Origin of the sequence: Vibrio sp. B181a (assembly GCF_030248375.1) — a bacterium.
In the GTDB taxonomy this organism is placed as follows: Bacteria; Pseudomonadota; Gammaproteobacteria; order Enterobacterales; family Vibrionaceae; genus Vibrio; species Vibrio campbellii.
On record NZ_JAHGAD010000039.1, the window covers coordinates 65,908 to 72,033 of the forward strand.

At 44.9% G+C, this 6,126-nt stretch carries 4 protein-coding genes; 3 read left to right on the top strand and 1 reads right to left on the bottom strand.

The features are described 5' to 3' along the window. The first annotated feature begins 86 nt into the window (after positions 1-86). Both KIO97_RS18430 and KIO97_RS18435 read left to right on the top strand, forming a co-directional pair. Positions 87-1,436, top strand: a complete 1,350-nt coding sequence (locus KIO97_RS18430; protein WP_285383613.1) for an Hpt domain-containing protein — start codon at positions 87-89, stop codon at positions 1,434-1,436. Positions 1,437-1,547: 111 nt separating this feature from the next. Continuing rightward, positions 1,548-2,711: a chemotaxis protein gene (locus KIO97_RS18435; RefSeq protein ID WP_285383614.1), complete on the top strand. Its 1,164-nt coding sequence runs from the start codon at positions 1,548-1,550 to the stop codon at positions 2,709-2,711. Between the two features lie 100 nt (positions 2,712-2,811). Here KIO97_RS18435 and nhaC read toward each other — a convergent pair whose 3' ends face one another. Further along, positions 2,812-4,248 carry a Na+/H+ antiporter NhaC gene (gene nhaC, locus KIO97_RS18440; protein ID WP_005439709.1) on the bottom strand — a complete coding sequence of 479 codons (1,437 nt, stop codon included), beginning with the start codon at positions 4,246-4,248 and terminating at the stop codon, positions 2,812-2,814. A 437-nt stretch (positions 4,249-4,685) separates the two neighbouring features. On the opposite strand from nhaC, the gene asd reads away from it, so the two are divergent. Further along, positions 4,686-5,801, top strand: coding sequence for an aspartate-semialdehyde dehydrogenase (gene asd / locus KIO97_RS18445; protein WP_009707295.1), 1,116 nt, complete (start codon positions 4,686-4,688; stop codon positions 5,799-5,801). The last annotated feature ends 325 nt before the right edge of the window (positions 5,802-6,126 follow it).

Consider the following 6,126-nt stretch of genomic DNA (forward strand, 5'->3'; position numbering starts at 1 on the left):
CTCTTTTTTTCTGTGAAGTGCGCACAGTTATGGTGTAATTCATGGTATATGCTTGTGATTAAAAACAAAGAGTTGAGGGATAAGCGTTGCTGCAATTCAAAGAGGGAATAAGACGATCTGCTTGGTTTTTATTTGCCGCGTGGTGCGTATTCGCGGTGGGTATTTGGTTACAAGCGCAGCAGACCATTCGCACAATCTCTACGGTTGATGAACTCAGCAGTAAAATTGATGAAGTTCGTAATATTTTTAACTTTGAGCTTCCTTATCGTGCTCAACATGTCGATGAAGTGTCCCTCAAACTTCAGCTTGTGTATGCTGTGCGCTTACAATTAGAAAGTGAGCACTCTCATCGGTTGGGGGCTCCAGACTTAACGCAACTCTTCTACTTAACCGACCGTTTTCTTGAAGGTGCGAGAACCTTTATTGGCAGTGACAGTGAATTGGTTGCGTTGGCCGATCAGCTACATAACAGTCGTGAATCAGGCAGTAACTCGCATGAGCTGCGTACAATGTATTACCGGTTGGGCGCCATGGTATTGGAAGCGATGTTTAGCGATGCTGCGACCAGTACAGATACCTACCAAGAGTTAGATTTGTTGTTCACGGCGTCCCAAGGTCTCGATGTAAAAGAGCAAGCTTCATTTCAACGCCGATTAGACCAAACTTCCAGCGTGCTTGCTGCTCATGCGCAAGGCAGTCATTTGTCGAATCAACTGCTTAATCCTGAACTGCCAAATCAATTGGCTTCTGTCATTGGCTCTCTAGAACGCAAGTTGACGTTTTATATTACTTTTTTAACGTTAGTCAGTGGTTCCTTACTCGCTGCTTATTCGTGGGCAGTGTTTGCTAAAAAAGTACCCACCTCGCAATCAGCCTTAACCTCAGTTCAGGAGAAAGGGGGGCCTCCTCATCCATCTCCTGTTGAATCCGGCTCCGAAGAAAGGAAACCTGCGTTTGTTGGGCAAAATGAGCAAGAAACTCATGCTGATTTCCTTTGCCCGAAAGAGAAAAACGTGATGCAACCTTCCGTTGAGAGCGTCAACGCTGAGGATGATGCTCCTTCAGTCAATGAGCCATATATTGATATCGAGAAAATGTTGGATTCTTTATCTGACGACGAAGATTCGGTACGCATGCTGCTAGAGGTTTTTATCCAAGACCATACAGAAGATGGTACAAAGCTTCGCGTATTGCTCACAGAAGGGAAAGACAAAGACCAGGCGCAGCGGATCGCTCATAGTTTGAAAGGGGTATCTGGCAGTATAGGCGCCATGCCTCTGCACTATATTTCTGGTGATATTGAATCGTTGATAAAGCAGGGAGAGCGGGTCACTGATGACAAACTTGATTTGCTAGAACAGGTATTGCAGGAAACGACACTTTTTGCAGATAAAGTTCTCAATAGTGAAAACATTCGAGAAGTACTAACAGATTGATATTCCTCTGACTTAAAATACCAAAGACTAAGGTATCACGTTGCGCTCGCGAACCTGATGCCTTAGTTCGTTACTGTTCCTGTTCTACATATTTTGACCATAGGTAATTTCATGTCCATCCGCCGACTGTCCTCATTGATGGTGGCTTGTTTAGTTTTGAGCCTTTCAGGGTGTTCTCTGTTAGAGGTGAAGATCGACAGCCAAACTGTACCGCTAACCAAGCAAGAGCTGAATATGCGCATTATGACGCGTGAATATGCTCAGCAATTCTTTGCTCAAGTTGAGCAAGCCGCCGACGTGCTGCACGAAAACTACGAGCCAAGCGATAAAGTAAACCAATCTTATATCTTGCTTTGGAAAATCAATGCGGAAGAGGGGCTTCAAGCTTCGGCTTACCAAGTGTCACCAATGGCTGCGCTGATCGATACGTGGGTGTTCACTCACCAGATGAACCAGTTCTACAGTGAAGGAGCAGGCAAAGACTTATTCACGACAGGTGAAGCCAAACAAGTGTCTGTACACCTAGCTAAAGAAGTTGACAAGTTAGCCAAATCGCTATTGAAGAAAGACGTATACGAAAACACCAAAGTGTTTGTCGCTGGCTTTGTTGAGAAGTATCCATTTGCGGATCTAAGCATGATTCGTACGCCTGCATATCGTGCTTGGTTAGAAGCTAACCAAATTAGCGAAGAAGAGGCGGTAACGACTCTAGGTACGATGCCAGAGGCCATCGGTGACGTGTCTGACCGTTTGAGCTTAGTCTCTGAGCAAACACCAAAGATCATGACGTGGAAAGCTCAGTTGTTGGCGCTCAACAGCTCAGCAAGCATTGAACAAGTAAACGCAGCACTAAACAGTTTGAAGGTGACTTCTGAGTCTTTGAAAGACTTTATCGATAACAACCCTGAGTACATGCGTAACTTGGCAGAGCAGATGGCCGTTCAATTGCAACCTCTAGTGGAAGATATTGACCAAAAAACAGAAGAACGTTTGTCTCAGTTGAGTGAAGAGCGTCAGGCTTTAGAGCAAATGGTAGCAAGAGAGCGCCAAGAGATTGCTCAAATCATCACAAACGAGCGCGAGAAGTTTGCTCAGGACCTAGACCATGTTTCGCAAGAAGTGGTGAACCTAGCAATGGATAAGTTGATTGAGCTAGTAAAGAGCACCATCATCTACTTTATTCTGTTTATCCTAGTGATTTTCTTTGCTCCTCTCGTTCTTGGTTATGCATTGGGTAAACGCTCAGCGGTAAGAGCCAACACTAAATCGGCGTAATCATCTAGAAGTCACAACACGAAATAGCAGATACAAAAAAGGACCGAATCATCGGTCCTTTTTATTTATGGAAGGTTTCTATCTATGGAAAGCTGAAGCCTTAAGCTGTTTGTTGCTTGAGTTCAGCTTCTGTTTGTTCTTCTGTTGCTGGAGCTGTTGGTTCGCATTTATCAACAAACCAGCCCATATAAGATGTAAAGATGGTCACGATGATACACACGAAGCTCAGCCACATGAACGGCGCATACGACAATGTTGCAACACCCAAGATGCTCGCCATATAGATACCATTATCACTCCAAGGCACCATACCAGATGTTAATGTGCCGCCGAACTCTGCGTTACGAGATAGATTCTTGCGTTTGTAGCCAAGGCGGTCGTAGTTCTTCGCACAGATCTTAGGAGTAAGAATCAGTGATACGTACATCGCAGAGCCGAATACGTTACCCATGAAGGCCGTACCAATTGTGCTGGTTGCCAGTGAACCTGCGCTTTGAACACGTCGTTCGAACAGTTTTGCAATCGTTTCTAGTACGCCAACCTTATCTAGTAGGCCGCCAAAACCTAGGCCAAACACGATCACCGCAACAGAACCTAGCATAGACGACATGCCACCACGGTTTAGGATCGAGTCAATGAAATCCACGCCTGAAGAAATCGCAAATGGTGCCCAAGCTGTGTTGAATGCTGTCAGGAAGTCTACATCCTGGATCATAACTGCCCAGATAATACCTAGCAGAGAACCAAAGCTAATCACAGGGAAAGAAGGCATACGCATCGCAAGTAAAGCCAATACGATGATCACAGGGACAAAGGAGTAAGGCGTAATGAAAAATTGTTGTTCCATTGCCTGAATAACCGAATCCACTTGGCTCATGTCAACTTTACCAGCGAAGTGGAAGCCAAATGCGGTAAACATAATGCCAGTGATGATGTAGCTGATCAGCGCGATAGGCAGCATACCTTTGATGTGCTCAACCACTTCTACATTCGACATAGAAGAAGCAAGGATCACTGAATCTGAAAGTGGAGACATCTTGTCACCAAAGTAACAGCCCGATAGCACTGCACCTGCTGTAATTGGTGCTGGAACACCAAGACCTTGACCAATACCCATCATCGCAATACCTGCTGTACCAGCCGCACCCCAAGAGGTGCCTGTTGCCAACGCAGTTAGCGAGCAGATGATCATGGTTGCTAGCAAGAAGATAGAAGGGTGAATCGCTTTCAAACCGTAATAGATGATAGTCGGTACGATACCGCCTGAGATCCAAGTACCGACCAAGGCACCAACAGCAAGAAGAATAAGCACGGCACCAAGGCCATTAGAAATGCCATTTAAGGCTGCTTTTTCAAGGTCTTTGTATTGGTGACCTAATCTTAGGCCCAATAGCATAATAATGAACCAACCGATGTACAGCGCGAGCTGAATTGGAAGGTCTAATTTGGCAGTAAATGAAAATGCCAAAAGAAGAAACAAACCTAGCGAGATAAATACCTGTATCAGACTAGGAAGACGTGTTGTAACTTGCTTCATATGTGCCTCTGTCGTTCATGGAGCAATAGAGGAAGGCCGCTCCCTGTTTTAATCGGGCATAACATACATTAACAAAAATTATATTTCGAACATTTGGTGCTTTATCTTGACTTTCATCCGCAAAAACGTTTGCTTGTGAAATTAATAACTAAAAAACTTTAATGTTAATGGTTGGAAATGTTTTGTAATGTAAAAAATATGTGCTGCAAATGTTGTTTTCTCATTGAGTGGTAAGACCTTATTGTGGGGAGTTAGCACTTTTCCAGGCAGGATCAGGCGAATAATCAAGAAGAAAAGAGAAGAAAATAACTTGGATTATAAAAAATCGCGGCAAACGTTAAAAAAGTTGCGTTTATTTGCAAATTAGGGCTTGAGATTTTGTGTCGAAAATTGAACTATGGAGAAAGTTTCAAAAATATACATGGAGAGTTAATGCGATGAGAGTAGGTTTAGTTGGTTGGCGCGGCATGGTCGGTTCGGTACTGATGCAGCGTATGGTCGAAGAGAAAGATTTCGACTTAATTGAGCCAGTTTTCTACAGCACGTCTCAAATAGGTATCCCAGCTCCAAACCTAGGTAAAGAAGCTGGTCTACTTCAAGATGCGTTCGATATTGACAGCTTAAAACAGCTTGATGCAGTGATTACGTGTCAAGGTGGTGGTTACACAGAGAAAGTTTACCCAGCACTACGCCAGGCTGGCTGGAAAGGCTACTGGATTGATGCAGCGTCTACACTGCGTATGGCAGAAGATTCTATCATCACTCTAGACCCGGTAAACCTAGCGCAAATTCAACAAGGCATTCACGGTGGCACCAATACGTTTGTTGGTGGTAACTGTACAGTAAGTTTGATGCTAATGGGCCTTGGTGGTCTGTTCGAGAAAGGCTTAGTTGAGTGGACAAGTGCAATGACGTACCAAGCTGCGTCTGGCGCAGGTGCACAAAATATGCGTGAGCTGATCTCTCAGATGGGCGTAATCAACGACTCTGTAAGCTCTGAATTGGCAAACCCAGCAAGTTCTATTCTGGATATCGATAAAAAAGTTGCGGATACAATGCGCAGCTCTTCATTCCCAACCGATAAGTTTGGTGTGCCGCTAGCGGGCTCTTTGATTCCTTGGATCGACGTTAAACGCGACAACGGTCAGAGCAAGGAAGAATGGAAAGCAGGTGTAGAAGCGAACAAGATCCTTGGCTTCCAAGATGCGCCAGTGCCAATCGATGGCACTTGTGTCCGTATCGGTGCGATGCGTTGTCACTCTCAAGCATTGACTATCAAGCTTAAGCAAAACGTGCCAATGGATGAAATCGAAGAAATCATCGCGACGCACAACGATTGGGTGAAAGTGATTCCAAATGATCGTGACATCACCGCTCAAGAGCTAACGCCGGCAAAAGTAACTGGCACGCTTTCTATTCCTGTTGGTCGTCTACGTAAGATGGCAATGGGTGATGATTTCCTAAACGCGTTCACTGTAGGTGACCAGCTTCTGTGGGGAGCAGCAGAGCCTTTGCGCCGTACTCTAAGAATCATCCTTGCTGAGAAAGCGTAAAAGAGAGAACGCTGTGCTTCTAGAAGCAAGAACGGACTTCGTCCTTCGGGAAAGCTTCGCTTAGTAAGATCTGAAAGTTATGTAAAAGCCGATGTGAATTCATCGGCTTTTTTGATCATGGAGTTGGATTATGAGGGCGTTCAGAATGCAGCGCTCCAATAACCGGAAGCGCTACGTTGGAAGGCAAGCGAAAGAAATTACGTTCTAAAACGCGTTGACAGAATCTGTCCCCAGAAAGACAAAATATAGCCGATTCCCGATTCCCGATTCCCGATTCCCGATTCCCGATTCCCGATTCCCGATTCCCGATTCCCGATTCCCGATT